Origin of the sequence: Trinickia sp. LjRoot230, assembly GCF_964253315.1 — a bacterium.
GTDB lineage: Bacteria > Pseudomonadota > Gammaproteobacteria > Burkholderiales > Burkholderiaceae > Trinickia.
Window position 1 is genome coordinate 660,122 of sequence record NZ_CAXUQX020000002.1, and the last position, 25,071, is coordinate 685,192.

25 protein-coding genes and 3 pseudogenes are annotated in these 25,071 nt (G+C 61.5%); 13 read left to right on the plus strand and 15 right to left on the minus strand.

Annotated features, from left to right (window positions below; genetic code table 11):
* Nucleotides 1-107 precede the first annotated feature (107 nt).
* Nucleotides 108-905 carry a hypothetical protein gene (locus ACSQ20_RS21945; protein ID WP_436024167.1) on the minus strand — a complete coding sequence of 266 codons (798 nt, stop codon included), beginning with the start codon at nt 903-905 and terminating at the stop codon, nt 108-110.
* Nucleotides 906-1,135: 230 nt separating this feature from the next.
* Nucleotides 1,136-2,341: an EAL domain-containing protein gene (locus ACSQ20_RS21950; RefSeq protein WP_436024169.1), complete on the minus strand. Its 1,206-nt coding sequence runs from the start codon at nt 2,339-2,341 to the stop codon at nt 1,136-1,138.
* A gap of 267 nt (nt 2,342-2,608) precedes the next feature.
* On the opposite strand from ACSQ20_RS21950, the gene ACSQ20_RS21955 reads away from it, so the two are divergent.
* A complete protein-coding gene (locus tag ACSQ20_RS21955) occupies nt 2,609-3,571 on the plus strand; it encodes a chemotaxis protein (protein ID WP_436024171.1) in 963 nt (320 codons plus the stop codon).
* A 43-nt stretch (nt 3,572-3,614) separates the two neighbouring features.
* Here ACSQ20_RS21955 and ACSQ20_RS21960 read toward each other — a convergent pair whose 3' ends face one another.
* The 3 genes from ACSQ20_RS21960 to ACSQ20_RS21970 all read right to left on the minus strand — a co-directional run bounded on the left by ACSQ20_RS21960 (nt 3,615) and on the right by ACSQ20_RS21970 (nt 4,890).
* Nucleotides 3,615-4,082, minus strand: a complete 468-nt coding sequence (locus ACSQ20_RS21960; protein WP_436024173.1) for an Lrp/AsnC family transcriptional regulator — start codon at nt 4,080-4,082, stop codon at nt 3,615-3,617.
* A 119-nt stretch (nt 4,083-4,201) separates the two neighbouring features.
* The gene (locus tag ACSQ20_RS21965) at nt 4,202-4,423 is read right to left on the minus strand and encodes a hypothetical protein (protein ID WP_436024175.1); all 222 of its coding nucleotides are present in this window, start codon (nt 4,421-4,423) and stop codon (nt 4,202-4,204) included.
* A 71-nt stretch (nt 4,424-4,494) separates the two neighbouring features.
* On the minus strand, nt 4,495-4,890 hold the full coding sequence (locus ACSQ20_RS21970) for a DUF3022 domain-containing protein (protein WP_436024177.1): 396 nt from the start codon (nt 4,888-4,890) through the stop codon (nt 4,495-4,497).
* A gap of 169 nt (nt 4,891-5,059) precedes the next feature.
* Here ACSQ20_RS21970 and ACSQ20_RS21975 point away from each other — a divergent pair, with 169 nt between their 5' ends.
* A complete protein-coding gene (locus ACSQ20_RS21975; RefSeq protein ID WP_436024179.1) occupies nt 5,060-5,419 on the plus strand; it encodes a hypothetical protein in 360 nt (119 codons plus the stop codon).
* Between the two features lie 68 nt (nt 5,420-5,487).
* Here the strand turns inward: ACSQ20_RS21975 and tkt are convergent, their stop codons facing one another.
* Nucleotides 5,488-7,581, minus strand: a complete 2,094-nt coding sequence (gene tkt / locus ACSQ20_RS21980; RefSeq protein ID WP_436024181.1) for a transketolase — start codon at nt 7,579-7,581, stop codon at nt 5,488-5,490.
* Nucleotides 7,582-7,793: 212 nt separating this feature from the next.
* Here tkt and ACSQ20_RS21985 point away from each other — a divergent pair, with 212 nt between their 5' ends.
* From ACSQ20_RS21985 to treA, 5 genes are all read left to right on the plus strand, one after another.
* Nucleotides 7,794-8,027, plus strand: a complete 234-nt coding sequence (locus ACSQ20_RS21985) for a DUF2795 domain-containing protein (RefSeq protein ID WP_436024183.1) — start codon at nt 7,794-7,796, stop codon at nt 8,025-8,027.
* Nucleotides 8,028-8,098: 71 nt separating this feature from the next.
* Nucleotides 8,099-8,581: a PRC-barrel domain-containing protein gene (locus tag ACSQ20_RS21990; protein ID WP_436024185.1), complete on the plus strand. Its 483-nt coding sequence runs from the start codon at nt 8,099-8,101 to the stop codon at nt 8,579-8,581.
* A gap of 851 nt (nt 8,582-9,432) precedes the next feature.
* A complete protein-coding gene (locus tag ACSQ20_RS21995) occupies nt 9,433-9,630 on the plus strand; it encodes a hypothetical protein (protein ID WP_436024187.1) in 198 nt (65 codons plus the stop codon).
* 58 nt (nt 9,631-9,688) lie between these two features.
* Nucleotides 9,689-10,432, plus strand: coding sequence for an acetoacetyl-CoA reductase (gene phbB / locus ACSQ20_RS22000; RefSeq protein WP_436024189.1), 744 nt, complete (start codon nt 9,689-9,691; stop codon nt 10,430-10,432).
* 105 nt (nt 10,433-10,537) lie between these two features.
* On the plus strand, nt 10,538-12,310 hold the full coding sequence (gene treA / locus ACSQ20_RS22005) for an alpha,alpha-trehalase TreA (protein ID WP_436024191.1): 1,773 nt from the start codon (nt 10,538-10,540) through the stop codon (nt 12,308-12,310).
* A gap of 51 nt (nt 12,311-12,361) precedes the next feature.
* Here the strand turns inward: treA and ACSQ20_RS22010 are convergent, their stop codons facing one another.
* Complete coding sequence (locus ACSQ20_RS22010; protein ID WP_436024193.1) at nt 12,362-12,703, minus strand: chemotaxis protein; 342 nt, start codon at nt 12,701-12,703, stop codon at nt 12,362-12,364.
* Between the two features lie 151 nt (nt 12,704-12,854).
* On the opposite strand from ACSQ20_RS22010, the gene ACSQ20_RS22015 reads away from it, so the two are divergent.
* Nucleotides 12,855-13,061, plus strand: a complete 207-nt coding sequence (locus tag ACSQ20_RS22015) for a hypothetical protein (protein ID WP_436024195.1) — start codon at nt 12,855-12,857, stop codon at nt 13,059-13,061.
* A gap of 92 nt (nt 13,062-13,153) precedes the next feature.
* A complete protein-coding gene (locus ACSQ20_RS22020) occupies nt 13,154-13,684 on the plus strand; it encodes a PRC-barrel domain-containing protein (protein ID WP_436024197.1) in 531 nt (176 codons plus the stop codon).
* 7 nt (nt 13,685-13,691) lie between these two features.
* Here ACSQ20_RS22020 and ACSQ20_RS22025 read toward each other — a convergent pair whose 3' ends face one another.
* From ACSQ20_RS22025 to ACSQ20_RS22055, 7 genes are read right to left on the minus strand one after another with little or no spacing between them, the layout of a single operon-like run.
* Nucleotides 13,692-13,958, minus strand: coding sequence for a hypothetical protein (locus ACSQ20_RS22025; RefSeq protein ID WP_436024199.1), 267 nt, complete (start codon nt 13,956-13,958; stop codon nt 13,692-13,694).
* A gap of 22 nt (nt 13,959-13,980) precedes the next feature.
* Nucleotides 13,981-15,336 (minus strand): cytochrome c, encoded by a 1,356-nt coding sequence (locus tag ACSQ20_RS22030; protein ID WP_436024201.1) that lies wholly within the window; start codon nt 15,334-15,336, stop codon nt 13,981-13,983.
* Nucleotides 15,337-15,341: 5 nt separating this feature from the next.
* Nucleotides 15,342-15,755 (minus strand): hypothetical protein, encoded by a 414-nt coding sequence (locus ACSQ20_RS22035; protein ID WP_436024203.1) that lies wholly within the window; start codon nt 15,753-15,755, stop codon nt 15,342-15,344.
* A gap of 45 nt (nt 15,756-15,800) precedes the next feature.
* The gene (locus ACSQ20_RS22040) at nt 15,801-16,418 is read right to left on the minus strand and encodes a cytochrome c oxidase subunit 3 (protein WP_436024205.1); all 618 of its coding nucleotides are present in this window, start codon (nt 16,416-16,418) and stop codon (nt 15,801-15,803) included.
* Between the two features lies 1 nt (nt 16,419).
* Nucleotides 16,420-18,411, minus strand: coding sequence for a cytochrome c oxidase subunit I (gene ctaD, locus ACSQ20_RS22045; protein WP_436024207.1), 1,992 nt, complete (start codon nt 18,409-18,411; stop codon nt 16,420-16,422).
* Between the two features lie 20 nt (nt 18,412-18,431).
* On the minus strand, nt 18,432-19,388 hold the full coding sequence (gene coxB, locus ACSQ20_RS22050) for a cytochrome c oxidase subunit II (RefSeq protein WP_436024209.1): 957 nt from the start codon (nt 19,386-19,388) through the stop codon (nt 18,432-18,434).
* Nucleotides 19,389-19,391: 3 nt separating this feature from the next.
* Nucleotides 19,392-19,682 (minus strand): hypothetical protein, encoded by a 291-nt coding sequence (locus ACSQ20_RS22055; protein ID WP_436024211.1) that lies wholly within the window; start codon nt 19,680-19,682, stop codon nt 19,392-19,394.
* A gap of 232 nt (nt 19,683-19,914) precedes the next feature.
* Between ACSQ20_RS22055 and ACSQ20_RS22060 the strand changes: the two are divergent.
* The 4 genes and pseudogenes from ACSQ20_RS22060 to ACSQ20_RS22075 form a co-directional block, all read left to right on the plus strand.
* Nucleotides 19,915-20,700, plus strand: a pseudogene (locus ACSQ20_RS22060) (HlyD family secretion protein); the annotation flags it as partial.
* Nucleotides 20,699-22,248: pseudogene (locus ACSQ20_RS22065) on the plus strand (GMC family oxidoreductase); the annotation flags it as partial. The pseudogenes ACSQ20_RS22060 and ACSQ20_RS22065, both read left to right, overlap by 2 nt.
* Nucleotides 22,249-22,351: 103 nt before the next feature.
* The gene (locus ACSQ20_RS22070; RefSeq protein WP_436024213.1) at nt 22,352-22,939 is read left to right on the plus strand and encodes a DUF3005 domain-containing protein; all 588 of its coding nucleotides are present in this window, start codon (nt 22,352-22,354) and stop codon (nt 22,937-22,939) included.
* A 30-nt stretch (nt 22,940-22,969) separates the two neighbouring features.
* Nucleotides 22,970-23,548 carry an SDR family NAD(P)-dependent oxidoreductase gene (locus ACSQ20_RS22075; protein WP_436024215.1) on the plus strand — a complete coding sequence of 193 codons (579 nt, stop codon included), beginning with the start codon at nt 22,970-22,972 and terminating at the stop codon, nt 23,546-23,548.
* 55 nt (nt 23,549-23,603) lie between these two features.
* Here ACSQ20_RS22075 and ACSQ20_RS22080 read toward each other — a convergent pair.
* Nucleotides 23,604-25,065, minus strand: a pseudogene (locus tag ACSQ20_RS22080) (thiamine pyrophosphate-binding protein).
* Between the last annotated feature and the right edge of the window lie 6 nt (nt 25,066-25,071).

Genomic DNA, 25,071 nt, shown 5'->3' on the forward strand with positions numbered 1-25,071 from the left:
ATCAACGATTGAACTGCCAGTAGCTATGCGCGCCGCGCTGTTCCTGACTGCCGGCGAAACTCAATTTCGCGCCGATCAAACCGCGTGCTGCATAACCCATTCACATTTCACAAGCCTCTCCGAGCTAGCATTTCCGACCAAAACGAGAATACATCGCCGCGTGTCGCTGCCTCAAGCTCAAGGATCGCATCCAGGTTCGCCATGTGTTCGTCGTTCCAACACACCCACCCCATTATGCTCAGCCGCCCGCGATCCCCGCTCTCCATCACCTGAACCATCCGGTCTAATGCCTTGGTGCCCACCGCATTGCTAATGGCCGTCACCGTACGCTCATGTCCGAACGCAGTGTTTTCTTGAGCGTTTCTCTTAGCCCTCCGCTTGGTACTGACCTTCGCGTCTTGATCGATCTGAGCGAACGCCGCATACAATTGCAACGCGTGATGTATCGTCCGATCGCCGTTGCCGGACGCCGCGATATGGACGATCTGATCATGGGAAAAGCCGACAACCGTCAGCGCGCCAAGGTACTTGCGTTCATGGAGCTCGACGAGCGCCTCGGCACCTCCCTCACTGTCAGCAATACGCGCGATATCTTCGGGCGAAAACCCGTCGGCCAGGAGATCGCGCAACGATGCCTTTCGCACATTTTGAAACCTAGCCGCGAGCGTCGTGAGTTCCTCGTCGTCTACGCCGGTGGTTCGAAACCGAGCATTGGCCGCAGTCACGTCAGCAGCACCCTCGTTGCGGTGCAGAGGTGCGCGGGAGAGCGCCTCGAGCGCCAGATTCGATGCGGACGGCGTCGCACTTGGCATGTGCGGCTTAGCAACTTCGGGTTCTTCGCCGACAGCGGAATATGGAGCAAGACGACCGTCCGAAACGGCATTCAAGCGTCGCGCGTCGCTCATGTGTTTCCTCGTTGATTCCGGTGAGCCCGGGAAGCCCGGTGATTGGAATCTCAGTGACTATCTCACTTAGATCCAAACTTCAATGACTTCGATGCGAACGTAAGTTCGACTGTGCGAAGCCGCTATGCGGCTTCGATCGCGACCGTGGTTCCGAATTCGTTAGTTCTACCAACGATTATCGTTAGTTGTCCAAACGATTCTCAAAGGCGCTGAGTCGAGACCTCAAAACGTCAAAGCGTCTGACTCAGCCCTTCGAACAACACATCCGCGCATAGAACGTAGTTGCCGCCATCGCACGACAAATTAACCGACAGCGTGACGCAATGCGTGCGCGCACTCGACGACATATACGGCTCGCTCACGATGGTCTGCCCCGGACGAGACAGCGCATTGCGAAAGTAAGGCCGCTTCGACCAATTTGCACCGCAGCGCTGCGTCAGCAGCGCGAACGTGCTGCGACGCCATTCGGCATGACGTTCCGATTCGACGCTTTCACCTACCTGCATGCCGTCACCGTCGAGCAGATAAACACGCATCGCCCATTCGAGATGCAGGAAATGCGCGGCGCTATCGCAAAGGCCACGCCCGGCACTGAAAGCCTGCTGCAGCTGACGGAATGCGCACCGATACGGCGCCAGTTCTTCGAGATCCGCCACTTGCCGCAGTTTGTGCACGCTATTCAACCGGCGACCGAGCGTGCGCACGGCATCCTGCGAGACGTGCATCGGTCCGATCTCGTACGAGGGCTTCGCAAAATAGTAGCCCTGCACGAAGTCGGCATCGCAATCGAGGCATAGCAACGCCTGCTCTTCGGTCTCGATGCCTTCGACGACGATGAACGTCCCGATGTCATGCAGCAAGTCGACGAGCCGCAGCAGGCTGCGCGCGTTGCGGTAGCTCGACGCTGCCTTGCAGATCAACTCGCGATCGAGTTTGACCACGTCAGGCCGAAGGTCCCAGACGCGGCCGAGGTTCGTGAATCCCGCCCCGAAATCGTCTAGCGCGACGAGAAACCCATGCTGCCGCAATGCAGCCACCGCATCGGCCAACACGGCCGTCGTCTCCTGGCGCGCTTCGAGAATTTCGAGCACTACGCGGGACCGCTCGATATCGCTGCTCAGAAGGTCCGCAACGATGCCTGCACCATGGTGGGGATCGACCAGCACGTCAGGATGGACGTTAAGAAAAAGAACGCTCTCGTCCCCCACCAATTGCTGAAAGCGCTGCACATGACGGCGCGCGCAAGCGCGCTCGTATTCGCCATAGCAGTCCCGCGCGCGTGCAACGCCGAAAGCTTGCTCGGGTGAGCACGGCATGCCCCCATCGGTCGCCCGAAGCAGGGCTTCATAGCCGACCGGCAGCCCATGAGCCAGAGACAAAATGGGCTGAAAGGCACTTTCGATATGCGGCAGGCCGCGCGCGTTGGCGTCGCTCATCAGGAAAATCGGCTCGTCGTAGGTCGAACGGAAGGAAGGCGACGGCTCGCGCCAACGTCAGCGTTTTCGAGGCCGTCGCGCTATATATCGTCAGATTGTCCGGACAATTTAACGGTTACGCGTTGGTAAAAACGCGAGGTTCTATCAACTTTCGCCGCCGGGCGCCGTTATCAAGCGGTATAGCCCCCAGCGCGCAGGCCCGCGCCCGCCGTGGACACATAGGGCGCAATCGAGACGTTGCAGCGCGCAACCCAAGAGGATTTCTTCATGGCCGCAGATCATCATTCGATCGACGAACGTACCAATCTGACCAGTTCGAACAAGTTCGAGCTCTTGCTGTTTCGGCTAGGCTCGGCCGCAAACGATGGCGACGACTCACACGAGCTCTACGGGATCAACGTTTTCAAAGTCCGCGAAATCATGACCATGCCGGCCATCACGCCGATCGCCGGCGCGTCCGAGCACATGCTCGGTGCGGTCGACATCCGTGGACAGATCATTCCGGTCATCGATCTGCCACGCCTGATGGGGTGCCACCCAACGCGCGGACTCAACATCTTGCTCGTCACCGAATTCGCGCGCTCGACGCAGGCATTCGCGGTCGAAGAGGTGGACGACATCGTTCGCCTCGAATGGAATCAAGTGCTATCCGCCGACGGCCCGGCCGGCGGTAGCTCGGTCACGAGTATTGCGCGCATCGACGGCAACACGGGGGACTCCCGACTCGCCCAGGTCGTCGACGTAGAACAAGTGTTGCGCGATGTGTTCCCCACGCAGCATCCGAGCGTCAACCCCGCCGAGGTGGGCGACGCTGCCATCATCAAGCAAGGCGCGAAGATTCTGGCCGCCGATGATTCGGGTTTCGCTCGCAAGCTGATCGAGCAAAGCCTTGCCGCGCTGGGCGCCGAATATATCGTCGCGAAGACGGGGCAGGAAGCGTGGGACGTGCTTGATCGGATTGCGCGCGAAGCGCAGGACGAAGGCGTGCCCACGCGCGACAAGATTGCACTGGTGCTGACGGATCTCGAAATGCCGGAGATGGACGGCTTCATGCTGACGCGCCAAATCAAAGCCGATGAACGCACGCGCGACATTCCCGTCATCATCCACTCTTCGCTGACCGGCACGGCCAACGAAGCGCATGTCAAAAATGCGGGCGCGACTGGCTACGTGGCGAAGTTCCAGGCCGGCGATCTGGCTGCGGCGATTCGCCACGCATTGGCTGCCTGAGCAAGGCATCGCTTCGATTGCTTGAACTCGCGGGTCTGCTGCTTCACAAGAGCGGCAGGCCCGCATCGCTTTTGACCTCCCGCAACGACAACACCGACTCCACCGACGTCACGCCGGGCAATGCCCGCAGCACGTCACGCACAAACGCGCCGTAGTCCTCGAGATCGCGCGCCACCACATGCAGCAGATAGTCGGCGCTGCCCGACACGTTATGGCACGACACGATGCGCGGCAACGCCTGGATCTCACGCTCGAATTCGTCGGCAAGCCTGCGATCATGCACACCGAAACGCACGAGCGCAAAGGCTGTCACGCCAATGCCAAGTGTCGATTTCGAGAGCAGCGCCCGGTAGCCCTCGATCGCGCCATCGGTTTCCAAGCGCTTGAGCCGGCGCGCACACGGCGTCTCGCTGAGTCCCACCGCCTCCGCAAGGCTCGCGTTCGTGATGCGGCCGTCGTTCTGAACCGCCCTCAGAATGGCGCGATCCGTTTTGTCGAGGTTGATACTCATGTTTAGGAGTCCGAATATTTATCAGTAGTAGTCCGAAACAAATGGCCAGCATGGTAACGGCTAACACCCGCAGCAGGCATTCTCCCTGCTGCGCTCATGCCTCGTCATTGTCGATTCGCTTAACTCGGGCACTCCGACTCATGAACGTGTCCGCTCTTTTCGTCGTTTCGCCCCATCTGGACGCCGCAGAGCAAATAACCGATGCTGTCGGTGCCCTTTTGGACGTCACGCACGATCGAACGCAACACGAGCGGCACCGACACCCCTGCGAGCTTCGCGACGATCATCAATGCCGCGGCGCCGAGCGTCTGCTTGCGATAGCGCCATATGGCCTGCCACAAGTCAGCCGCGATACGGCGTTTTTGTCGTCTGCGTGCCCGGTCCTGCGCGCGTGTTCGGCCTTTACTCCCCGTCACGCGCGACCTCTTGCCGCTGCATCGATCAGCGACGCGCTCACATCGACTATTGGATTGCACTCCATCAGGTCGCCATCTTCTTTCTCGTCAGGCAAAAGCTTTTGCGTTTGATCCTCGGCGAGCGCACGCACGGCTTCCCGCGCATGCAGACGTTGCGCGCCGTGTAATGCGGCGTAGTGCTCGAGCGCGTCGGGCTCCAAGACGATATTGAGCGCGCAGCGTGAATCGAGAACGCTCATGCCGGAAGCTGACGCCACCCACGATACCTGGATCGTGACGATGCCGTCCGAGCCGGTAACGTGTGTAATCGAAGTCGATGGATGAGGGAAACTTTTCGACAGCGCATGTTCGATTTCCACAACGCAATGCTTGCGATCGAGTGCGTCGATCATGCAGTCCTCCTTTACCGGCTAGCGCGGCCATCGCACCGCGGCGAAGCAGACGAAACAATGCAAGCCTCGTTCCTGCAACGGCTTCGGTGGCCTCGGCATGGCACTTGCACGTTTGTCTATGCGTGCGAATCCGACGCGCATAGGCCAAATTTCAGATGGAGGGATCTCAATGAAAACCACGATCAGGACTCTACTCGCTTCAGCGCTCGCTATCGCATGTGCGAGCGGTGTCTATGCCCAGGCCGGCGGAGGCTCAAGCTCGGGCGGTGGTGGCGGAACCGATGCTGGCGCGGTGGGCGGCCCAGGCTATGGGGCTTCGCCAGGAGGCGGGTCGCTGAACAGCCCGTCGACGCAGCGCAATCGCAATAGCCGCGACACCGGTGGATACGGCAACTCGGGCAGCACCGGCATGGGTACGGGCACACGCAGCAACGGGACGTCGACGATGCAGCCGGGCGACAACACCAGCCCGTCGAATTCGAATGTGACCCCGCCGCAAGACGAGCCGTCTTATCAACACCATCAGTAGTCGATAAGGGTTGACTCGTGGCGCCACCGTGTGTAATCGATGCACACGGCGCGCGCCACGCGAGTCAGTCAATCACCCGTTGGCAGCCCTCTCGTTGCCACCGTCCGTGCGATCTGACGCTGCGCGGCGTCGTAGACACATTCCGGCGTGAAGCCGAATTTGCGTTGCAGATCGCGGATCGGCGCCGACGCGCCGAAGGTATGCATCACGATTTTCGCGCCGGTGCGGCCCACGTAACGATCCCAGCCCAACGTCCCTGCTTGCTCGACGGCAACACGTGCGTCGACGTCGGGCGGCAACACGCTGTCCTTGTAGGCATCGTCCTGTCGCTCGAAGATATCCCACGAGGGCATCGACACCACGCGCGCAGCTAGCCCTTCCCGTGTCAGCCGCTCATAAGCTTCGATACAAACCCCCACTTCGCTGCCCGTTGCAATCAGCAAGACCTGAGGCGCCTGACCATCGGGCGGATCGGCCAGCACATACGCACCTCTTCGCAGCCCTTGCGCTGACGCGTAGCGCGTGCGGTCGAGCGTCGGCAGCGGCCGACGCGACAGCACGATAGCAGCGGGCCGGTGCGGTTGCGTCAGCGCCACACGCCATGCCTCGGCCGTTTCGTTGGCGTCGGCCGGGCGAAGCACGGTAAGGCCGGGAATGCCGCGTAGCGACGCCAGTTGCTCCACCGGCTGATGCGTCGGCCCGTCTTCGCCGAGGCCAATCGAGTCGTGCGTGAAAACATAGATGACGGGCACCTCCATGATCGCGGCAAGGCGAATCGGCGGTTTCATGTAGTCGCTGAATATCAGAAACGTTGACGCGTAGGGCCGCAGGTTCGAGAGCGCCAGCCCATTCGCAACGGCACCCATCGCGTGCTCTCTGATGCCGAAATGCAGGTTCCGACCGCTCGGATTGTCCGACGCGAAACTGCCTGCGCCGTCGAATTCAAGCAGCGTCTTCGTCGAAGGCGCCAGATCGGCGGCGCCGCCAATCAGCCACGGCACCCGTCGCGCGATTGCATTGAGCACCTCGCCCGATGAAGCGCGTGTGGCTTTGCCTTTTGCGTCGGAATCGAAAACTGGAATGTCGGCGTCCCACCCGTCGGGCAGCGCATGCGACTCGATCTGCTCAAGTTCTCGCGCAAGCGCCGGATAGCGACGCGTGTACTCGTCGCGGCGTTGCCGCCAAGCAAGCCGCGCCTTGCCCCCGCGATCCGCGACGCCCTCCGCGAACCGTTCCGGCACGCCGGGAGGAACATAGAACTTCTTTTCCTCCGGCCAACCATAGGCCCGTTTTGCCAACGCGACCTCTTGTTCGCCGAGCGCCTCGCCGTGCGCGGTGGCCGTATCTTGCTTGTTCGGAGCACCCCATCCAATGATGCTTTTCACGACGATCAACGTCGGCGCGTCGCGCTTCGCCTTCGCTTCGGTGAATGCCGCGTCGAGCGCGGCGCGATCGTTTGCGTCGTCGACATGCAGCGTATGCCAGCCGTAGCCGCGAAACCGCGCCTCGACGTCGTCGCTGTAGGCCAGGTCCGTATGGCCTTCGATCGTCACGCGATTGCTGTCGTAGATCCAGGTCAGATTCGAAAGATGCAGATGTCCGGCAAGCGACGCGGCTTCATGCGAAATGCCCTCCATCATGTCGCCGTCGCTGCACAACGCATAGACCCGGTAGTCGAACAATGCGAGGTCGTCGCGATTGAAATGCGCGGCGTACCAGCGCTGCGCGATGGCCATTCCCACGCTGTCGCCAACCCCTTGGCCGAGCGGCCCGGTCGTCGCTTCGACACCCGTCGTGAGTCGGTATTCGGGGTGGCCCGGTGTCTTGCTGTCCAATTGTCGGAACTGACGGATATCGTCTAGCGAAACAGCCGGCTCGTCAGTTACCGCGCCGTGCTCGTCGACAGCCTTCACGCCCGCTAAATGCAGCATTGAATAGAGCAGCATCGACGCATGCCCGACTGAAAGGACGAAACGATCGCGGTTGGGCCACAACGGATCGTTCGGATCGTAGCGCAGGTGGTGTTGCCACAATTGATAAATGACAGGCGCGAGCGCCATTGGCGTGCCGGGGTGGCCCGAATTCGCTTTTTGCACGGCATCCATCGATAGCGTGCGGATGGTGTCGATCGCCAATTGATCGAGAACAGGGTCTTGTCGCATGTGATTTTCCGTCGATGCGCGACTTTGCAATGCCGCGACAGCAAATGCAGCAATGGTCGTACCTGTGCAGTGCGCAAATCGTGCATCGTCGTTGCAGGTTTTTCAGGCGCGCTACTCACGCCGGCGCCGATCACGAGCTGCGACGGGCAACGCTGATGGAACGCGCATTGCTCCGGTTAAAGATGTGTCCAACCGCGTGAAAGGAGGCAAACATGGCCCAGCATCCGGCCCATTCGCAGCACCACCAGCGCTCGGGGCAGGCTTCGCCGGTTGCGGTTCAAAAGGCGCTGGCCGGCGTGGATTACCCCACGACGCGCGAGCGTCTCGTCGAAACAGCTCGCTCGCATCATGCCGACCAGGAAATCGTGGAGTTGATCGACCGCCTGCCCGACCGGAACTATGACAGCCCGGCCGCGGTGTCGAAGGCAATCGGCCAGTTGCAATAAGCGTCGGCTCAAAGCGTTGGCGATATCACGTCAAACATCTCAAACATCATTAGAAACGAAAGGAGAACTCCATGAGCATCTCACCCGATCCACTTGGCAGCAAAGGTGAAGCGCGCATCATCGGCAAAGGCAGCGCAACAGCGGCAGGCCCAGGGCCGTATGTGATGGCCGCCGGCACCCTTGAAGGGGATAAAGTCATGTGCTCCGACGGCAAGGAGGTCGGCAAGATCAAAGAGATCATGCTGGACGTCTATACCGGACGTATCGCCTATGCGGTCATGTCCGTAGGCGGCTTCCTCGGCATTGGCGACAAGCTGCTTGCGTTGCCGTGGAACGCGCTGACGTTGGATACAGACCGCAAATGCTTCCAGCTTTCAGTGCCGTCAGATACCGTGAAGAACGCACCGGGGTTCGACAAGGACCACTGGCCCGCGATGGCCGATGTCGCGTGGGCTAGCGAACTTCACAACTACTATCACAGTGCGCCTTATTGGGAAACCCGGGAAGATCGTTTAGCGAACCCTGACGTTGCACCCGGCGAGCGGCACCACTAAGGACATCCAGCACAGGCCCCCGCAATGGGGGCCATCGCGCGCCGGCTCAACCGCCGCCGATTCCCTGCACCTGCAATATGCGACCGGTGCCACCGCAAACTGTGCACGGACGGCCTTCCACTGTTCCACTTCCATGGCAGACCCTGCACGGGCTTTCGCCGACGCCGGGCGCATTGGGCGGCGCTTCGTCTCCCGGCTTTTGCGTTTCATTCGTTCCTTGCATGAGCGTTCTTCGTGACGCATCGATACGACAGTCGCGCCCACCAGCGCAGCAACAAGCGGACCGCAGCGGATTTTGAAGAAAATGCCGTTGATCCGACGCCTTTTAGGTTGACCCTTATCGCCATTAACGATATTCGCTAGACGCGTTTATATCCATGCATGTGTGGATTACAGGCCAATGAAGCGTCTTCAACTAATGACATGAGCAGAGGTCAATAATCTGCCCTCGCAAATCAAACAGGTAGCGGAAGATAAATTGCCATTCGATATTGCGAACTTGCGTGGAGGGTATTAGTATTGCTGCTACGTCAAATCCCGCCCCGGGCACGCGTAAGCGCGATTATCCGAAACAATTACTTGCTCGGCAGCGGCGACGGAAATTCACTTGTAACTAGTACCTTTATTGCGCTGCCGCAAAAAAGGTACGTGGAAACGTTTTAATTCTAACGTCAAAAAAGGTTATTAGAGGTCTCATGCTTTGCAGATATCGCTTATTGGAATATTTTCCAATTTTCACCTCAGATTTTCCCGGTCGATGTAATTGATACGCAACGAGCCGGTCGCAACCGATTCCACGGGGTCGGCGCAAGGCGCAAGAACAGTTGTCTGATTTCCATCGGGAGTTGAGCATGTTGAGCCCTCACGAATTCGCTACGTTGATCTTGGTCCGGGATGCCCCCGACCAGATCGAGGCCAGCCGTGCCGAACTAAGCACCTTGCTCGAGCGCCAGCTCGTCGCGCTCGAGCAGGCTGAGCGCGGCATGTCGCGACCCCGCATCACGCCGAACGGTAACTCCGTTCTCGAAGCGTGCGCGCGAATGCGCTAACAGCGGGCGGCCGGCCGCATCGCACATTCTGATCACACACTTTATCGGAGCACAGCAGATGACAAGAAAAGTTGCCCTCGTCACCGGGGGCATGGGCGGAATTGGCGAAGCGATCAGCACGCGCCTTCATGATGTCGGCCATACCGTCATCGTCACCTACTCGCCGAACAATGCGAATGCCGACAAGTGGCTCGCCAGTATGGACGCCAACGGACGCCAGTTTCGTGCATACGCTGTCGACGTCGCCGATTACGCTTCGTGCGAGCGATGCGCCCAACAGATCCGATCGGAAATTGGCCAGATCGACATCCTCGTCAACAATGCCGGCATCACGCGCGACGCCAGCTTCAAGAAATTGGACAAAGACTCCTGGGACGCGGTGCTTCGTACCAACCTCGATTCGATCTTCAACATGACGAAGCAGTGGTACGAAGGCATGACGACGCGCGGCTGGGGCCGCATCATCAATATTTCGTCGGTGATCGGTTGCAAAGGGGGCTTTGGACAAACCAACTACGCCGCGGCAAAAGCAGGCATGCACGGGTTCACGAAATCACTCGCGCTGGAACTTGCACGCAAGGGCGTGACGGTGAATACCGTGTCCCCGGGCTTCATCGCGACGCGCATGGTCATGGCTGTGCCCGAGGAAGTGCTGCAGACGAAGATACTGCCGGAAATCCCGGTAGGCCGCCTGGGCCGGCCCGAGGAAGTCGCCGCGTTGATCGCTTATCTGTGCTCGGAGGAAGCGGGCTTCGTCACGGGCGCCAATATTTCGATCAACGGCGGACAGCATTTGCAATAACCGTCGCGCTGTATCGATCTGCGCATCGGCGGGCCTGGCGTAGGGCACGCGCTTGGCGCTTGCTGCGCATCATGTCGCCTCGGCAGCCCCTGCACAGGACCGTCCATGTCGCGCTCCATCGTCAAGTGTTTTATCGCCGCCAGCCTGCTGCTGAGCCAGGCTGCACCGGGCGTCCCGCCTTTCGAAACGGCAACGACTGCGGCAACCGCGACAACATCGGCGCAACAAGCGTTGACGCGCGCACCGCAATCGGTCGGAGCATCCCGGGCGAATCCGCACGCGCAACCGTCCCCTGTCGAACCCGCATCGCCTTACTCGCTTTATCGCGAGCTGTATCGCGAAGTCGAGCTCGCAGGGCTTTATCCGGACAGCAAGACGTTCGCCGACATGATCCCGAACGCGCAACCGTCGGAGATCGTCGCCGCGTTCGAGGCTGCCCGTACCCAGCCCGGGTTCGACCTGCGCCGCTTCGTGGACAACCATTTCGCCGCGCCGCCGAGCGAGCAAACGCACTACGCACCCGATCCGAATCAAAGCGTCATCGCGCACATCGATACGCTCTGGAACGTGCTGCGCCGCCCGCCCGACCCGGTGGCAAGCCGCTGGTTGTCGTTACTGCCGCTGCCCGCACCCTACGTGGTGCCGGGCGGGCGCTTCGATGAAGTCTATTATTGGGATTCGTACTTCATCATGCTCGGTCTCGAGCAAAGCGGGCAGCATGCGCTGGCGGTAGACATGCTGAAGAACTTTGCGACGCTGATCGATCGCTATGGACATATACCGAACGGCAATCGGACCTACTACCTGAGCCGATCACAACCGCCATTCCTCGCGCAGATGGTGGGACTCATCGCGAACGAAGAAGGCGATAGGGTCTATCTGCAGTATTTGCCCGAGTTGCAGGCCGAATACACATACTGGATGGATGGCTCGGACAAGCTCGCGCCCGGCCATGCGTATCGGCACGCGGTCCGCTTGAACGACGGCACACTGGTCAACCGCTATTGGGACGACCTCTCGACCCCGCGCGACGAATCATATCGAGAGGATGTTGCGTCGGCCACCACCGCGCCGCAACGCGATGCCGCCGATCTCTGGCGTAACCTGCGTGCAGGCGGCGAAACAGGGTGGGATTTCAGCTCCCGATGGTTCGCCGATGGCAAGACGCTCACGTCAATCGACGTTACGTCGCTGATTCCGGTCGATCTGAATGCGCTGCTGTACGGGCTCGAGAGAACGCTTGCGAAAGCCTATCGGATCCAAGGCGACGCGGCCCGAGCCGAAAACTTCGACGTACGCGCGCGCTCGCGCGCCGAGACGATACGCCACGTACTGTGGGACCCGCAACTTGACGCGTTCACCGATTACGATTTCGTCAACCGAAAGCTCACACATCGTCTGACAGCCGCGACCGTTTATCCGCTCTTCGCCGGCGTCGCGACGCGCGATGAAGCTCGCAAAACGGCCACATCCATCGAGCATGGTTTGCTGCGCGCCGGGGGGCTTGCGACGACCCAAATGAAGACAGGCCAGCAATGGGACGAGCCAAACGGCTGGGCGCCGCTTCAGTACCTCGCTGTGACAGGGCTGCGCCGCTACGGTGAAGACGACCTCGCGCGCACCATCGCAACCCGTTGGATCAGAACCAACACTGCCGCCTATGCGCGAACGGGCAAGCTCGTGGAGAAATATGATATTGGTGTCGAAGCGGGCGCGGCTGCCGCCTCCGGTGGCGAATATCCGTTGCAAGACGGCTTTGGTTGGACCAACGGCGTGCTGCGCGTTTTACTGGCCTCCTACCCTGACGCAGCAAATTCGATCGCCGCGGGCCCAACAGCGAAAGCCGCTACCGGACCGGCCGCCGAGCCCGCGCATTGATGTACGCGTTGCAGGTTGTCGCTTTGTCGGCACCGGCGCGATCAACGGTTGTCAACTATCGGGCTCACCCTCGCCCTCACTCTCACCCTCGCCTGATTGATAGAGCTTATCGATGCGGTCTGGCTCGATGTCGGCGTCGTCCGTCAAGGTGGAGTCCCCGTCCGCCGACGAACGCTCTCCTGTTCCCGCCCGGTCCGTATCGCTGGCGAGTTCGGCGTCGCCGGTCTCGATGGCATGCTCGTCAAGTTCGGTATCGCGGTCAAAATCGTGACGCTTCGCGCCTGCGGTATCGCTACCGCTATCGGACGAATCGCTTGGCCCGAGAGCGCCGGTATCGCGCCCCTGCTCGCGAGGCTCCGGCATCGGGTTGTCTGGGTCCAACGTGCTACTCATAGCAGTTCTCCTCTGGATTGCGAAAAGTCCGGGCTTTACGCACCCGTCGATCAGTAGAGCGAGCAACGCCCGCACCCGACGCCGCATGCTTGCCGTCCGGCACGTTCGATGCGACGAATCAGCGTATCGTTGCCATTGATTAGGAGTGCGAATGAACCCGTATGCAGGCCGATCCCACGACGAACGCGTAGCGGCGCGCAAAGGCCGCAAGCTGCCCTCGCTGGAGCAGTCCGGCGGAGAAATGGCCATCGAAGGCACACAAGCCGATCCGACCCATAGCAGCGGCAAGCTGTCGGAGCGGGGCAAAGCGCTATGGCGCCAGGGCAGCGGCATTGACGGCGGCGGTAAGACTCGCTGACGCCTATCTTTGTGGAACGCGGATTGCTTACTGAAGTATGGCGCGATGCGCGCCTTTTGCTTTAGCGAAAACGCTGAGAACCGGAGAACGAAATGCGTACTCAGAGATCGTCTAACACTACGACCACGCCGCCGATGGGCGCACATATCGTCGGCAAGGGCAGCGAGACCGCGGCGGGCCCCGGTCCCGAAATCATGGCTGCCAGCACGCTGGACGGCGACAAAATCTTGAGCACCGACGGCGAGGAAGTCGGCAAGGTCAAGACCATCATGCTCGACGTGCAAACAGGGCGTATCGCCTATGTGGTGATGTCGTCAGGCGGCTTTCTCGGCATCGGCGACAAGCTGATGGCCATTCCGTGGAACGCCCTGACGCTCGATACGACCCGCAAATGCTTGTTGCTCGCGCTGTCCTCGGAGCGTGTGAAGAATGCCCCGGGGTTCGACAAGGATCATTGGCCAGCGATGGCCGATCGCACCTGGGCCACGTCACTGCACCAATACTACGGACGCGAGCCGTATTGGCAAGGACTGGGCGCCGACAGCGAGTACGAGCGCGCCCGCGGTGTCGGCGCGGAAGACCCGGACCCCGATGCGCCCGAAGCGGGCGGCGTGAAACTGTAACGCCATATCAGTGCGAGTGCGGCACCGTGCCGCTGGCCGCCGCGCCGGCGAGCGGCGCGGTTGCGGCCGACGGTGATTGTGCGTCCGACGCGCCGGCATCCACGTGGGTCGCGGAAGGCGGGGATTTCGAGGCCGAAGCCCCGGCGGCTGCGGTCGCGCCTTCGGAACCCGGCTTGCGCGTCATACCCGATGCATCACCGCCCGTCACCGTGCTCTGGGCGATAGCGAAGCCTGCCGACATCGACAACACAGCCGCAATCATCAACGTTCTCATCTGACTCTCCTTTCCCGCTGCATCATTTGCCGATGGCAGTCCGCACCGCCGTCACGTCGCGCGTCGTCACGGGCTCGGCTTGGTTTCCCCATGCGCCGCGCACGAACGTCAACACGCGCGCAATTTCCGTATCGGTCAGCTGGTTGGCGAACGACGGCATGCGCTGCGGCCGCGGGCCGCCGTTGGTCTCGGCCGTGCGCCCGCCCTCGAGGAGCAGCCGCACGAGTGAAGTCGTATCCGCTGCAAGCACTGCGGGATTGCCGGCCAGCCGCGGATATTTGCCCGGCACACCGAGGCCGTCGTCTCGATGACACCGTGCACACAGCCCGCGATAAACGCCGGCCCCCGGCAACGCGATGACGCCGGTACGCAAAATATCGACGGTGGACTGCCGCTTAGCGGCGTCGCTGCCGACAAGTCCGCTGCGTTGGCGCGGCACCAGCGTCTTCAGATAGACACCGATAGCCTGCAGGTCCGCGTCACTCAGGTATTGGCCGCTGTTTTCCACGACCTCGACCATGCTGCCGAACGCGGTAACACCGGCACCGTGTCCATGTCGCAAGAAGGCGGCAATGTCAGCCTCGGAAAGCTGACCGAGCCCCGAGCCCGGATCGCCCGTGAGATTCGGCGCGAACCAGTGATCGACGGTGCCGCCCGTCAAGTAAAGCGGCGCCGTCTCGTCATAGCCCCGCTCGTTGTACCCGAGCCCGCGCGGCGTATGGCATGCGCCGCAGTGGCCGAGCGCCTGCACCAGATAGGCCCCTCGGTTCCATTGCGCGCCGCGGGCTTCATTCGGTTTGAACCGCTCATGTGGTGCGAAGAATTCGCTCCATAGCGCAAGCGCCCAACGTTGATTGAAAGGAAACGGCAAATGTGTCGAGGGCGCAGGCTTTGACACCGGTTTCACGCCGTGCATGAAGTATGCATAAAGCGCTTGCATGTCGTCGTCGCTGATCTTCGCGAACGACGGATAGGGCATGGCCGGATAAAGTCGTTTACCACCGGGCGCCACGCCATCGCGCACGGCGCGCACGAAGTCTTCATAACTATATCGACCGATTCCGGCTCGACCGATTCCGGCGCTTGGATCGGGCGTAATGTTGCTTGACCAGATCACGCCGAACGGCGAGTTGACTGCCAAGCCACCTGCGAATGGCGGCGCGGGTTGCGGCGGGTTACCCAAAGGGGCTGCCGTATGACAACCCGCACAATCGGCGGCTTTGGCCAAGTAGGTGCCGCGTTCGATCAACGCCGCGGCAGTGGCATTATCGGTGTCGTTCGCTGTTGCAGTGCCAGACGCAGCAATCGACAACACAAACGATAACGCCACCACGAGCAGTCGCCGGACATAACCGTGAGTACGAAGCGCCGCGCTCATATTCGTCAACACGCCGAAACGAGCACCGCCGCAACATCTGTTGCGACGAGTGCGAACAGAAACAGCAGGCTCGACATGAATCCGACTTTGGCGATAAAGGTCTCGCCGGCGCGCAGGTTAGCGTCGCCCTGAGGCAATATCTCGCCCGGCCGTTCCAACAGCCCGCGCCAGTTACGCCACGCCCAAAAAGTCCCGGTCATGCCGGCAACCAACGCGACACAGCTGAGCGCGATGACTGCATCGAGTGCCGCACCGGCATACGACGCTCGCATCGGTGCGTCGTGTAGAAAGCAGCTCTGGGCGACGAGCGCTTCGGCGATGCAAACTTGCAGCGTCCACGCCACCGGCGCAGCGAGCACGGCCGCGAACACGCGCCAAGTCACATTCGGCACACCAGAGCGGCTTGATCGAATCTTCATGCTCGCTGCCCTCGCTGCGCTACTCGCTTTGCACGTGCGGGCCTGCTAGAGCCAGTACGGCGTCAAATAAAGCGTCGTGAAGATAAAGAGCCAAACGACGTCGACAAAATGCCAATAAAGGCCTCCAATCGTCAGTGCCGCGTAACGGCGCTTGTCGAAATAGCCAAGGAACGTCCAGATGTCCAGCATCACGAGCACGACCAGGCCGACCAGCACGTGCGCCATGTGAAATCCTGTGATCGTGAAGTAAAGCGAACCGTAGAGATTGGAGGTCGGCCCGTACGGGTGCGCGTGCCATTCGTGAAGCTGAATGCCGGCGAACACGATGCCGAGCAGCACCGCTATCGACATCGACACGACGGCCGCCCGTATCCGCGCACGGCGCACGGCGCGCTCGCACAGCCAGACGAACACACTGCTGGACAACAGGACCGTCGTATTGAACGCACCTAGCAGCAACTTCGGCAACCCTTCGGGCGGCCAATGCTGCGTCGATTGAACGGCAAGATAGAGGTAGGTAAAAATCAGATAGCCGAATAGCGCACCCTCGGTCGCAATCAGCGTCAGACAACCTAGCCAGCCGCTCGCGCGCTCGCCCGCGCTGCCGACGGGAACCGTATTGCTCGCCTGCACCAGCGCCGCCGTTTGCGCATCGTTCGTCATATCAGCCTCCGACCGGTTTCGGCTCCCGCTGCATTAAACGTCGCTCGGGCCAGAGCCACACGATGATCGCGACCGCGCATGCGGCCAGCATCAACGCGGTGAACACCCAGGCGCGAAAGGCCAGCCCGGCGAAAGTCAGTGCGCAGAAAAGCCCGAGCACGAAGGGCGCATAGGAGTCCTCCGGCATCTTCAAGATGACATGCGGTGCCGCTTCGAGCGCCGTCGTGCCGAGCGCCTCCCTCCCTTGATCGAGCACGTAGCCGTGCGTGAGTTGCGAGCGCGCATCACCCTCCCCCTCCATGCGCTGCTCCCATAGCGGATGACGGCTTGCGATGATCGGCAGCGCGGCAAAATTGTACGGAGGCGGCGGCGAGGCGGTGGCCCATTCGAGGGTAGGCGCATCCCAGGGGTTGTCGCCGGCAATCGGGCCGCGTTTTCGGCTGTACAACACGTCGGCGATAAACAGGAGCACGCCGGCCGCGAAAACGAACGAGCCGATCGACGTCAACAGGTTGACGGTCGTCCATCCCATGTCGGCCGAATAGGTGTAGATCCTGCGCGGCATGCCGAGCAGTCCCGCGATATGCATCGGAAAGAAACCCAGATTGAAGCCGACGAACATCAGCCAAAAAACAATGCGGCCAAGCCGCTCGCTCATCATGCGGCCCGTGAATTTCGGAAACCAGAAGTAGGTGCCGCCCACGACCGGAAAGACGTTGATGCCGATCAGCACGTAATGCAAATGCGCTACGACGAAGTAAGTATCGGTCAACTGCCAATCGAGCGGCACGGCTGCGGTCATCACACCTGAGACACCACCAATCACGAACAAAAGGACAAAGCCTGCAAAAAAGAAAAACGGTGTGCGGAAAACTGGCCTGCCGGTCCAAATCGTCGCAATCCAGGCGAACGTCGCAACCGCGCTCGGAATCGAAATGACCATGCTGGCCGCGCCGAAGAAAGACAACGCGAGCGGCGGCAAGCCAGTCGCGAACATATGGTGAATCCAGACGACAAAACCGACCACCATGGTCGCTACGGTGGAGATGGCGACAGGCGCGTAACCGACGAGTGGCCGCCTGCAAAAAACCGGCAATGCATCGGAGACGATACCCATGGCCGGCAGCACGACTACGTACACCCACGGATGCGCAAAGATCCAGAACATGTGCTGCCAAAGCAGCGCATGCGAGCCGCCTGCAATATCGAAAAAATGCATGCCGATGCGGCGATCGAGCCATAACATCAAAAACGCAAGGCTCACCGACGGCACCGCAAAAAGATTCGCGCCAGACGCAGTCAGCGTTCCCCACACCAGCACGGGAATGCGATCGATCGACATGCCGGGCGCACGCATGCGCAGCAATGTCACGACAAAGTTCATCGCGCCAACGGTGGTCGAGATGCCAAGCAACACCATGCCGAGCGCGTAGACATCAATGTTCGGTCCGGTGTTGTAGGTGAGGCTCGAAAGCGGCACATAGTTGAACCAACCGGCATTCGGGGCTTCGCCTAATGGAAAGCTGGCATACAGGAAAACGCCGGCGAACACGAATACCCAATATGAAAACGCGTTGAGCCGCGGAAACGCCATATCGCGCGAACCGAGCACGAGCGGCCATAGATAGTTCGAAAAACCCGATAACACCGGCAGCGCGTACAGAAAAATCATCGTCACGCCGTGCATCGTAAAAAGCTGGTTGTATTGCTCCGGTGTCAGCAGCGTCTCGTTCGGCTGCGCAAGCTGCAAGCGCATCACGAGCGCCTCGAGGCCGCCCAGCACCAGAAACAGGAACGACGTGACCAGATAGCGCAAGCCGATGGTCTTGTGATCGACGCTCGAAAGCCAGCCGCGCCAGCCGGGCCGCGTTTCCCAGATTTCAGCGAGCCGCTCGGCGCCGGCTGCGTCGACGTGCGCGCGCAGCAGCGGGCGCGACAGACGCACCGTCTGCGGCGGGTCGTCGGGCAACGCTGAAGCAGGTGTATCGGACATCGACGGTTCCTTTCCCCGGTTTATCGCAACGTCGTGAGATAAGCGGACACCGCAACGGCCTCGGAAGCGGATAGGGCAATAGAAGGCATCAACGAATCGGGCTTGATGCGTTGAGCGTGTTCGATCCAATCCAGCTGATGGTCCGCTGTATTGGTCAGTTGGCCCGCCGCGATGAGGCGGCGCGAGCCAAGGTGCGTGAGATCGGGCGCCTGCATGCCGGCAGCGTCAGTTCCGCGCACCGCGTGGCAACCCGCGCACCGTTCGCCGAAAAGATGGCGGCCCGCGACCACTGCCGGCTCGCCGCCATCCGGTGCCGCATCGCGCATTTGGGCCCGGCTCCAGGCCTCGAATTCGGCCTCCGGTTGGGCGATGACTTCAAACGCCATATGCGCATGCTGCGCACCGCAAAACTGCGAGCACTGCCCTCGATAAATACCGGGCGCATCGGCCTGAATCCACTGCTCGTTGACCTGGCCCGGAATCGTCTCGGTCTTGCCCGCCAGCTGCGGCACCCAGAAAGCGTGAATTACGTCGGCGCTTCGCAGTTTCACTTCGACGGGCACGCCGACAGGAATATGAATTTCATTAGCTGTCGCAAAGCGACGCGAGCCGTCGTCGGGGTCCGGGTATTCGACTTTCCACCACCAGTCATACGCGGTTACGTCGATGGTCAGCGCAGGAGCCTTCGCGGGCGAAGCGACGGATTCAAGCGTCGTCATGACATAAACCAGCACAACAAAAAGCGCGAGCGACGAAACGCCGGTGCCAACGTAAATCCATGCCATGCCCCCAGCTTCCGCGCCGATGCGCTCACCCTGCCCAGGTGGGCGCCGCCGCGCGAGCGCCACAATGAGAAGCACCGCCACGACGAGCATCACCGTCACGACCAGTGCGATCAGCGCCCATTCCAGCCGCTCGGTCGGCGCGCTGGCCGGCCCGGCAGCGTGAGCCAGATACTCGAGCGGCGCAGCCTTCATCGCTCATCGCGCGGGAGGACGTCCGGTTGAGGGCACGTTAGTCGAGTCGTCACTGCCCCCGTTGTCCTCGCTGCCGTTCTTGCCATCGCTTTTCCCACCGTCTTTGTCACCGTTTTCACCGCCGCTTTTGGCAGCCGGCCTGTGGCCGGAGCCGATCTTGGTCGTGCCGCCCACCGCGGGCGGATCGCTCGCCGGAAACGTGCCTTCCACCGACTTATCGATCAGATCCTCCTCATGCTTGCGCTTTTGCTTCGATTGCTCGCGCTTCGCCTTCGTCTTCGCATCACTTGTCATCTGAGTTCTCCCACTCACGTCGTGAGCCGCGCGCAAAGCGCATGCCAACACGCGCGCTGCCCAGGCATGGCGCTTACCATCGTCGTGTAAAAGTTGACCACTGTCGCAGCCGGCCACGCACGCGCCGGATCGTCTGCTATCGGGCCTTAGGTGGTCACGCATTGCGCATGCCAAGCAGTTGGCACGGCGAATGCGCGCTGCCGCGGAGCACCCGCTTCACAGCCGCTGATATGACCGAGCCCGACAACTCCGTCTCGCCCGAGCGCACCGGCGCGGCCGCGGCGAATCCGGCCACGCGCCGGACAATGCACACGAAACGAACAAGCCACGCAGCAAGAAGCCGCTCGTGTTTCTCGCGGTGGCCGTTGTGCTGCTCGCGATAGGCGCCACCGCGTGGTGGTTTGCCACGCGCAATCAGGTGACGACGGACGATGCCTACACCGACGGCAACGCGATTACGATCGCCCCAAAAGTCTCCGGCTTCGTCGTCAAGCTCGCGATCGACGACAACGTCTACGTCCATCAAGGCGAGCTGCTGCTCGTCATCGATAAACGCGACTACGCCGCACATGTCGATGCAGCACGCGCCCAGGTTAGGCTCGCCGACGCGCAACTGAACTCGGCGCAAGTTCAACTCGATATCGCGCGCGTGCGTTTTCCGGCCGAATATCGGCAAGCGCAGGCCGAAACAGCGTCGGCGCGGGCCGACTTGCGCGAGGCGCAACATGCTTACGCAGCGTCAGCACGGCGTGGACGCGCGCGCCACCTCGCAGCAAAACATCGCGATGCCGCCGATGCGCGGCAAGCCATCGCGCATGCGTATGTGCTTCAAGCGGATGCACGCCTCGCCACTGCTGCGCTCGCGCCGCAGCAAATTCGCCAGGCCATGGCGAGCGTCGAGGAACGACGTCAGGCGCTCGCCCAAACACAAGCCCAGTTGGCGCAAGCCGAACTTGATTTAGCATGGTGTGAGGTCCGCGCGCCGTCCGACGGTTGGGTCACGCGACGCAACGTGAGACGAGCCGGTCGACTTTGCGATCGTCGGCACCGGCGCCGGCGGCGGCACGCTCGCGTGCCGGCTCGCCGAGCACGGATTTAAAGTCGTCGCATTCGATGCCGGCGCCTGGTGGCGCCCACTCGAAGAATTCGCTTCCGACGAAACGCATCAGGCGAAGCTGTACTGGACCGACGAACGCATTTGCGACGGCGACAACCCGCTCATGCTCGGCAGCAACAACAGCGGGCGCGCGGTGGGCGGCAGCACCGTTCACTTTGCGATGGTTTCGCTGCGTTTCAGACCCGAGTGGTTCAAATCGCGCACACAGCTTGGCTTGGCTACGGCGCGGATTGGCCGCTCGATTGGCCCGAAATGTGGCGTTATTACGGCGAAGTGGAGAACGCGCTCAAAATTTCCGGCCCTGTGCGCTACCCCTGGGGGCCTCACCGCCCCCGCTACCCGTACCGGGCGCACGAGCTGAACGCGGCTGCCCTTGTGCTGGCGCGCGGCGCCCAAGCGCTCGGCATTCCCTGGTGCCCAACGCCGCTTGCCACGTTGTCAGCGCCGCACGGTGCGGCGCATCCGTGCGTCTACCGCGGCTTTTGCGTGGCGGGCTGCGCAACGAATGCCAAGCAAAGCGCATTGGTCACATGGATACCGCGCGCGGTGAACGCCGGCGCCGAGATCCGTGACCTCGCCATGGTGGCGCGCGTCGACGTCGGCAACGACGGCCGCGCGACGGGTGTCGAATACTTTCGCGAGGGGCGCCGGCAGTTCCAGCGTGCGCGTCACGTCGTCGTGGCCGGCTATGCGATTGAAACGCCGCGTCTGCTGCTGATGTCGGCCACGCCGCAATTTCCGGATGGTCTTGCGAACACTTCAGGGCTCGTCGGCAAGAATCTGATGGTGCAGGCGAACCAAGCCGTGTGGGGCGTGATGGATGAAGAGATTCGCTGGAACAAGGGACCGCCGTCGCTCGCCTTAACCGAGCATTGGAATTACACGGACAAAGGGAAAGATTTTTTCGGCGGCTACTGCTACATGAGCCAGGGGCCGCTGCCGAAGGCCTGGGCCGCGGTGCAAAGCGGCCGCGGCTTATGGGGCCACGCGCTACACGATGAAATGGAGAAGTACAACCATCAGGCCGGCCTCAAGATCGTCGGCGAAACGTTGCCCCAGGAGCGCAACCGCGTGACGCTCGCCGACGAAAAAGACGGGTACGGCCTGCCGATCGCACGCGTCACGCATTCGCTGTGCGACAACGACAATCGGCTCATCGCGCATTCATTGGACTTCATGAGCGACGCGCTGTCAGCAGCAGATGCCAAGCAAATCTGGCGGCAGATCGACGACACCTGCCACCTGAACGGCACGGCGCGCATGGGCGATGATCCGCGCACCAGTGTCGTCAATGCGGATTGCCGCAGTTGGGATATCTCCAATCTCTGGATTTGCGACGGCTCGGTGTTTCCGACCGTGGGCGGCGTCAATCCTTCGCTGACGATACAGGCCATCGCCTGTCGCACGGCCGATCGCATTGCCGCAATGCGCGCGCGGGGGGAGTTGTAGCGGACGGCACACAAGTCGGGTGCCACGGTTGCAGGCACGGCGGTTGCAGCACCGAACGGCAAGAACAAACCTTGCAGGCCACGCTCATCCCGAGGAAAGCAACATGCAAAGCAACGAACACAACCCCACCCAAGGCCAGCAAAAAGAAATGGCCGCCAAGAGCCCTGCCAAGACACCGGCAGCCGGAAGCGCCGCCCCCGATGCGCAGACGCAAGCCCGCAAGTTCGGCTCGACGAAGCATGCGGGCGCAGCTCAACCGGTGCAGACAAAAGAGCCCGCCCCCTTACCTCCAGTCCGGCGCGCTGAAATTCCAGCGACCGACGACCCGCTGGCGCGAGCGAAGGCGCGCATCGTATCGGTCGACGTGGCCGGCATGGCGGCATCCGATGACACCGTCGACACCGACGGCAAAGGTCTGGAGGCACGCCGCGGCGCATCGCAATGGCAGGACAACGTCATCTATTCGAACGCCACGCTCGACAACAACATTCCCGTGCCCACCGAAGGACTCGTCAATCTCGACACGCGTTCCGGCGGCACCATGCCGGTCATCGCAGCGCGTCCCGGTTGGCAAATCACCAAACTCGGCACGGTCGATATCGCGCAGCACAACGGCACGCGCGCCGAACGGCTCTTCACGCTCGATCGAATCGGCAACGGCGGCGGCAACGGCAACGCGCGCAAGAACTGAACGAACCCACCCAGTCCCGAGGAAGCCACTATGCCGCGCTCCCGCTCGCCGAAAATCGTCGTCGTAACAGGCGCGAGCGCCGGGCTAGGGCGCGCCGTAGCGCTTTGCTTCGCGCGCTCGGGCGCGGATGTCGCCCTGCTGGCTCGTGACACCGAGGCGCTGGAAGAAACGGCCGAAGCCGTCCGCGCGCACGGTGTGCGCGCGCTGCCGATTGCGGTCGATGTCAGCGAGCCCGACGCAGTCGAGGCGGCGGCCGAGCGGATCGAAGCCGTACTCGGCCCAATCGATGTCTGGGTGAACAACGCGATGACCACCGTGTTCGCGCCCGTGTCGCGCATCGCACCGGCCGAGTTCGCACGCGTAACCGAGGTAACGTACCTCGGCTATGTCTGGGGCACCATGGCCGCGCTCAAACGCATGACGGCGCGCAATCACGGCGTCATCGTGCAAGTGGGCTCCGCACTTGCCTACCGTGCGGCTCCGCTACAGTCCGCTTCGACGAGCGCATCGCTGTGGCTCGACATGCATCGCAGTGCCGCGCTGGGCGCCACCGTCGTGCTCGCCGTTGCCGCATTGCTGCTGCGGCGTCGCGCAACACGCTACCTGTAGCGAGGAGTCCTATCTAAATTCTGTAGGACTCCTTATCATCGCAATTTCAATTTGATTAGGAATCCTTATTATTAGGATTCCTTTTGCTCGGCATCACCGAAGCCATCACCTGTTTCGCCGTATTGATGATCACGCTGCCTTCATGGGGATCTCCTTCGAACAACGTATGCATGAAATGGCGTGCCTGAACGAGCGTGATATGCGGCGGCAGCGGCGGCACCTCGGGGTCGCTCTTCACTTCCAATACAACCGGCTGACGTGCAGCAAGCGCTTCGTCCCACGCCGGCCCCAGCGCCTCGGCACGATCGACATAAATGCCCTTGAGCCCGATCAGTTCGGCGAAGCGATGAAACGGCACGTTCGGGATTTCCTGAGACAGATTGAACTTGGGGTCCCCTTCCATCACGCGCTGCTCCCAGGTCACCTGATTGAGGTCCTCATTGTTGAGCACCATGCAGATCCAACGCGGATCAGACCACTGCTTCCAATACTTCGACACCGTAATGAGTTCAGCCATGTTGTTCATTTGCATCGCGCCATCGCCGACGACCGCAATGACGGGCCGCCCCGGATGCGCGAATTTCGCCGCAATCGCATAGGGAACACCGGCGCCCATCGATGCAAGCCCGCCCGAAAGCGAGCACATCATGCCGCGGCGCATCTTCAAATCGCGCGCATACCAATTCGCGCACGAACCAGAATCGCTTGTCACAATGACGCCAGGCAGCAAACGAGGGGAAAGCTCGGTGAACGCGCGCTGCGGGTTCACGCCCACGCGCGTCGTTTCAGTCGCGCGTTTGTCGAGCGTTTGCCACCATTGCTCTGTCCATTGCGCGATGCGCTTTCGCTATCCGTCATCGGTCTTCTGTTCGAGCAACGGCAGCAGTTCCCGTAGCGTCTCGGCCGTGTCGCCCGCGAGCGCCACTTCCATTGGATAGCGCAGGCTCAACATGCCCGCGTCGATGTCAATTTGCACTCCGCGCGCCTCCCCTTCTTTCGGCAAGAACTCGGAGTAAGGAAAACCGGAGCGTTAGGCAGAATGATCGCACTCACGCACCGCCCTGCTAACGCAATGCGCACGGCGCGGTCCACCATGTGCCGAACCTGCGCCGGCACGCTCGCCTGCTGCACATACGAACCGGCCACGTCCTTTAGCATCGCGGCGAGGTCGATTTCCTGCTGGTAGTGCGAGCCGAGACCCCGCGCGCCTGCTGTCCGCAAATCGCAAGCACGGGCATGTGGTCGAGTCGCGCGTCATAGAGCCCAGTGACGAGGTGCGCCGCGCCCGGGCCCGAGGTTGCGACACACACACCGAGCTCGCCAGTGAATTTGGCATGCGCGCTCGCCATGAACGCAGCCATCTCTTCGTGGCGCGCCTGAATGAACTCGATTTTGCCGTCTGCTCGATTGAGCGCGCCGAACAAACCATTGATGCCATCGCCGGGGTAGCCATACATTCTGCGCACACCCCATTCATGCAGCCTTTCGACAATGAAGTCGCCCACCGTCTGCGCCATCTGTGC

What these genes read in the sequence shown, in the direction of transcription:
- ACSQ20_RS21945 (WP_436024167.1), bottom strand. Translation starts at nt 905, where the DNA reads ATGAGCGACGCGCGACGCTTGAATGCCGTTTCGGACGGTCGTCTTGCT.
- ACSQ20_RS21950 (WP_436024169.1), bottom strand. Translation starts at nt 2,341, where the DNA reads ATGAGCGACGCCAACGCGCGCGGCCTGCCGCATATCGAAAGTGCCTTT.
- ACSQ20_RS21955 (WP_436024171.1), top strand. Translation starts at nt 2,609, where the DNA reads ATGGCCGCAGATCATCATTCGATCGACGAACGTACCAATCTGACCAGT.
- ACSQ20_RS21960 (WP_436024173.1), bottom strand. Translation starts at nt 4,082, where the DNA reads ATGAGTATCAACCTCGACAAAACGGATCGCGCCATTCTGAGGGCGGTT.
- ACSQ20_RS21970 (WP_436024177.1), bottom strand. Translation starts at nt 4,890, where the DNA reads ATGATCGACGCACTCGATCGCAAGCATTGCGTTGTGGAAATCGAACAT.
- ACSQ20_RS21975 (WP_436024179.1), top strand. Translation starts at nt 5,060, where the DNA reads ATGAAAACCACGATCAGGACTCTACTCGCTTCAGCGCTCGCTATCGCA.
- tkt (WP_436024181.1), bottom strand. Translation starts at nt 7,581, where the DNA reads ATGCGACAAGACCCTGTTCTCGATCAATTGGCGATCGACACCATCCGC.
- ACSQ20_RS21985 (WP_436024183.1), top strand. Translation starts at nt 7,794, where the DNA reads ATGGCCCAGCATCCGGCCCATTCGCAGCACCACCAGCGCTCGGGGCAG.
- ACSQ20_RS21990 (WP_436024185.1), top strand. Translation starts at nt 8,099, where the DNA reads ATGAGCATCTCACCCGATCCACTTGGCAGCAAAGGTGAAGCGCGCATC.
- ACSQ20_RS21995 (WP_436024187.1), top strand. Translation starts at nt 9,433, where the DNA reads ATGTTGAGCCCTCACGAATTCGCTACGTTGATCTTGGTCCGGGATGCC.
- phbB (WP_436024189.1), top strand. Translation starts at nt 9,689, where the DNA reads ATGACAAGAAAAGTTGCCCTCGTCACCGGGGGCATGGGCGGAATTGGC.
- treA (WP_436024191.1), top strand. Translation starts at nt 10,538, where the DNA reads ATGTCGCGCTCCATCGTCAAGTGTTTTATCGCCGCCAGCCTGCTGCTG.
- ACSQ20_RS22010 (WP_436024193.1), bottom strand. Translation starts at nt 12,703, where the DNA reads ATGAGTAGCACGTTGGACCCAGACAACCCGATGCCGGAGCCTCGCGAG.
- ACSQ20_RS22015 (WP_436024195.1), top strand. Translation starts at nt 12,855, where the DNA reads ATGAACCCGTATGCAGGCCGATCCCACGACGAACGCGTAGCGGCGCGC.
- ACSQ20_RS22020 (WP_436024197.1), top strand. Translation starts at nt 13,154, where the DNA reads ATGCGTACTCAGAGATCGTCTAACACTACGACCACGCCGCCGATGGGC.
- ACSQ20_RS22025 (WP_436024199.1), bottom strand. Translation starts at nt 13,958, where the DNA reads ATGAGAACGTTGATGATTGCGGCTGTGTTGTCGATGTCGGCAGGCTTC.
- ACSQ20_RS22030 (WP_436024201.1), bottom strand. Translation starts at nt 15,336, where the DNA reads ATGAGCGCGGCGCTTCGTACTCACGGTTATGTCCGGCGACTGCTCGTG.
- ACSQ20_RS22035 (WP_436024203.1), bottom strand. Translation starts at nt 15,755, where the DNA reads ATGAAGATTCGATCAAGCCGCTCTGGTGTGCCGAATGTGACTTGGCGC.
- ACSQ20_RS22040 (WP_436024205.1), bottom strand. Translation starts at nt 16,418, where the DNA reads ATGACGAACGATGCGCAAACGGCGGCGCTGGTGCAGGCGAGCAATACG.
- ctaD (WP_436024207.1), bottom strand. Translation starts at nt 18,411, where the DNA reads ATGTCCGATACACCTGCTTCAGCGTTGCCCGACGACCCGCCGCAGACG.
- coxB (WP_436024209.1), bottom strand. Translation starts at nt 19,388, where the DNA reads ATGAAGGCTGCGCCGCTCGAGTATCTGGCTCACGCTGCCGGGCCGGCC.
- ACSQ20_RS22055 (WP_436024211.1), bottom strand. Translation starts at nt 19,682, where the DNA reads ATGACAAGTGATGCGAAGACGAAGGCGAAGCGCGAGCAATCGAAGCAA.
- ACSQ20_RS22070 (WP_436024213.1), top strand. Translation starts at nt 22,352, where the DNA reads ATGCAAAGCAACGAACACAACCCCACCCAAGGCCAGCAAAAAGAAATG.
- ACSQ20_RS22075 (WP_436024215.1), top strand. Translation starts at nt 22,970, where the DNA reads ATGCCGCGCTCCCGCTCGCCGAAAATCGTCGTCGTAACAGGCGCGAGC.